The organism is Roseateles sp. P5_E11 (assembly GCF_054049355.1).
Genome location: NZ_JBFUMO010000669.1, coordinates 1 through 2,866, shown reverse-complemented (window position 1 = coordinate 2,866; position 2,866 = coordinate 1). Strand labels below are relative to the sequence as shown.

Sequence of the window (2,866 nt, the reverse complement as noted above, 5' to 3'; positions counted from 1 at the left end):
GCGCCATGCCAGCCTGCTTGAAGCGGATGCCGGCAAGGCCAGTGCCTTGCCGCTGCCCGAGGGCGTGGCCTGCTACGCCGTGGCAGCCACCACGTCCAAGTCCGCCAGCGGCTCACCCGCTCGCTGGCTCGGCGACGGCCTGGTGCCTGTGGCCAGTGCGCTGGGCCAGCACCGCTCACCGGCGCGCCGCCTCGCCTTCACCGACACCGCCCTCTTCACCGGTCTGGGCCATCTGGGCCTGCAGACTGACGCCGCCGTGCTGGATCAACTGCAGCGCTGGTTGAAGCCATGATCGCGACAGCTGCCGCGTACCAGCCGGCCGCCAGAGGTGGTCCCCGTCGTGAAGGCAGGGCGGGCCCCTAACTTCCGCCCGGCAATACCAGTTGCAGCAGGCCCACAATGCCGCTCGCTGGCCCGCTTCCACCCTTGCCGCCATGACGCTTTCTCCGATCAAGCCTCCGCCCCGGCCCCGGCCGGCAGCCCTGCTCGACCTGACGCCCGACTGGCTGCAATGGCTGGCCGACAACCGGCTCTGGGACTGCGCGCCCGCCTCCATGCTGGACACCATGGTCACGGCCGGCCAGGACACCGAGACCGCCGCCGCCGCCATCGGCCAGATCGACCAGGACCCGGTCTTCCAGGCCGCTCGCCGCCACCAGCAGATGCTGCGCAAGCTGGAGTCGGTCTGCGGCAATCTGCAGAAAGTCTGGCAGCAGGACCCCAACTACGCCGTCGTCGAGAAGCGCCGCGGCGTGGGCCGCGAGGAGTTCCTGGCACGCTATGTCTACGGCTGCCGGCCCGTCGTGCTGACGGACATCGCCGAGGACTGGCCGGCCATGCGCCGCTGGTCGCCGGCCGACCTGAGCCAGCGCTTCGGCCATCTGGAGGTCGACGTGCAGGTGGGCCGCAACACCGACACCCTGTTCGAGCAGAACAAGGAGAAGCTGCGCCAGCGCATGAAGGTGTCGCAGTTCGTCGATCTCGTCGTCAGCGGCGGCGCCACCAACGACCATTACCTGACGGCCAACGACGAGATGCTGCGCCGGCCCGAGTTCATGCCGCTGCTGCAGGACATCGGCCGCATGCCGCCCATCTGCGATCCGGCGCTGCTGCACACGGCCGCCTCCTTCTGGTTCGGCCCGGCGGGCACGCGCACGCCACTGCATCACGACACGCTGATGCTCTTCCACACCCAGGTGGTCGGCCGCAAACGCTGGCGCTTCGTGTCGCCGCTGCAGACGCCGGCGCTCTACAACCGCATGGGCGTCTACAGCCCCATCGACCTGGATGCCCCCGACTACGCCCGCTACCCGCGGCTGCGCGAGGCCGTCGTGCTGGAGACGGTGCTGGAGCCCGGCGACACCCTCTTCCTGCCGCTGGGCTGGTGGCACCAGGTGTCATCGCTGGAGATGAGCATGTCCTTCTCGTACACCAACTTCGATACCGGCGTGCCCAACGAGTTCAGCTATGTGAACCCGAGCATCGGCAACTGGTAGCTCAGGAGCACCCCGAGCGAGGAAAGCTGCACGCATCCGTTTTTCCAAAGGCAACGGCAGCGGTGCGCGGCAGCGGAGACCACCATAGACTTGGCCAGCGGAGCTGCCCCGGCATCGAGGGCGCGCATTCGCCGACTATGGCGCAAAGAAATATTCGAACGGACCGGTCTCGCATCGGAAGGACTGCCATGCGACCCGCTGCGCGGCTGGCGGCCGCCCTGTTGGCCGGATGCGCAGCCTTCGGCACGCCGGTCGCCGGCCAGGCTCAGGCGGCTGCGGCGACAAGTGCGGCCTCCGCTCCCGGCGCCCGGGCGCCCGCCCTGGACATCGCCGAGCTGAAGGCCAGGATCGCCTCGGACGACCGCCGGCGGCCTGCCGCTTCGATCGAACTGGCCCAACAGGCGCTCGCAGCAGCCGGGTTGGCGCCCGAGGATCGCCGCTGGCTGCGTACGCGCCTGGTGCGCGACCTGGACCGCCTGGACCGGACGGAGGAGGCCGTCGCCCAGGCCGGCATCGGCCGGCGGGAAGCTCGCGACGAGCAGGAACGGCTGCATTTCGACCGGTTGGAGATGATGGCGCTGGTGGATGCGCACCGCCACGACGACGTGCTCAAGCGCTACCAGAGCATCGCCCCCCAGCTGCCAGCGCTGGCGAGGGACGCAGCGAATGCCGACGCGCGACTGATCGCGGCGGACATCTGGCGGCTTGCCGGCATCGCCACGTTTGGCGTCGGCCGGCTGCCCGAGGCCACGGAGCTGTTGACGCAGGCCTTGCGCATCCTCGATGAGCGCCCCGACGCCGTCTACGAGTTCGCGCAGGCGCTGACTTACATGGCCCTCGTGCATTCGCGTTCCGGTCGCGTCGACGAAGCGTTGCGCACGGTGCAACGGGCCATCGACGTCTCTGAGGCCGCAGGGGATCGCTCCGCTCTGTCCAGCTACTACCTGCGCAAGGGTTATTTTCTCGGCCTGCTCGGGCGCCCCGACGAACAGCATGAAGCGCTGCTCAAGGCCCGGGCCACCGCGCGGGACGAATTGAGGAACTACAACCTCGCCGTCGCAGCGACCAACCTGGCCGACGTCGCCCTGCAGAAGAAGGACTACCGCGCCGCGCTGAGCTTTGCCGAGGAGGCCATGCCCCTCGTGGAGCGCAGCGGCGACAAGGAGTCACTTTGGATCTGCTGGGTCAACAAGGGCATTGCCCTGAACCGGCTGGGGCGGCCCGGCGGCCTCGATTGGATACGCAAGGCCATCGCCGTCTTCACCGCGACACCCGGCATGGCCGCCAACGCGGCTGACGTCCAGGGCCTGCTGGCCGAGGAGCTGGCCTTCGCCCACGACTACCCGCAAGCCTACGAGGCGGCGATGCAG

General features: G+C 69.2%; 2 protein-coding genes and 1 pseudogene. All 3 read left to right on the top strand.

Annotated features, from left to right (window positions below):
• A pseudogene (locus ACXJKR_RS28875) lies at window positions 1-292 on the top strand (alpha/beta hydrolase); the annotation flags it as partial.
• Between the two features lie 142 nt (window positions 293-434).
• Window positions 435-1,496: a cupin-like domain-containing protein gene (locus ACXJKR_RS28870; RefSeq protein WP_056194500.1), complete on the top strand. Its 1,062-nt coding sequence runs from the start codon at window positions 435-437 to the stop codon at window positions 1,494-1,496.
• 188 nt (window positions 1,497-1,684) lie between these two features.
• On the top strand, window positions 1,685-2,866 hold a 1,182-nt coding region (locus tag ACXJKR_RS28865; protein WP_457325770.1), incomplete at its 3' end, for a hypothetical protein.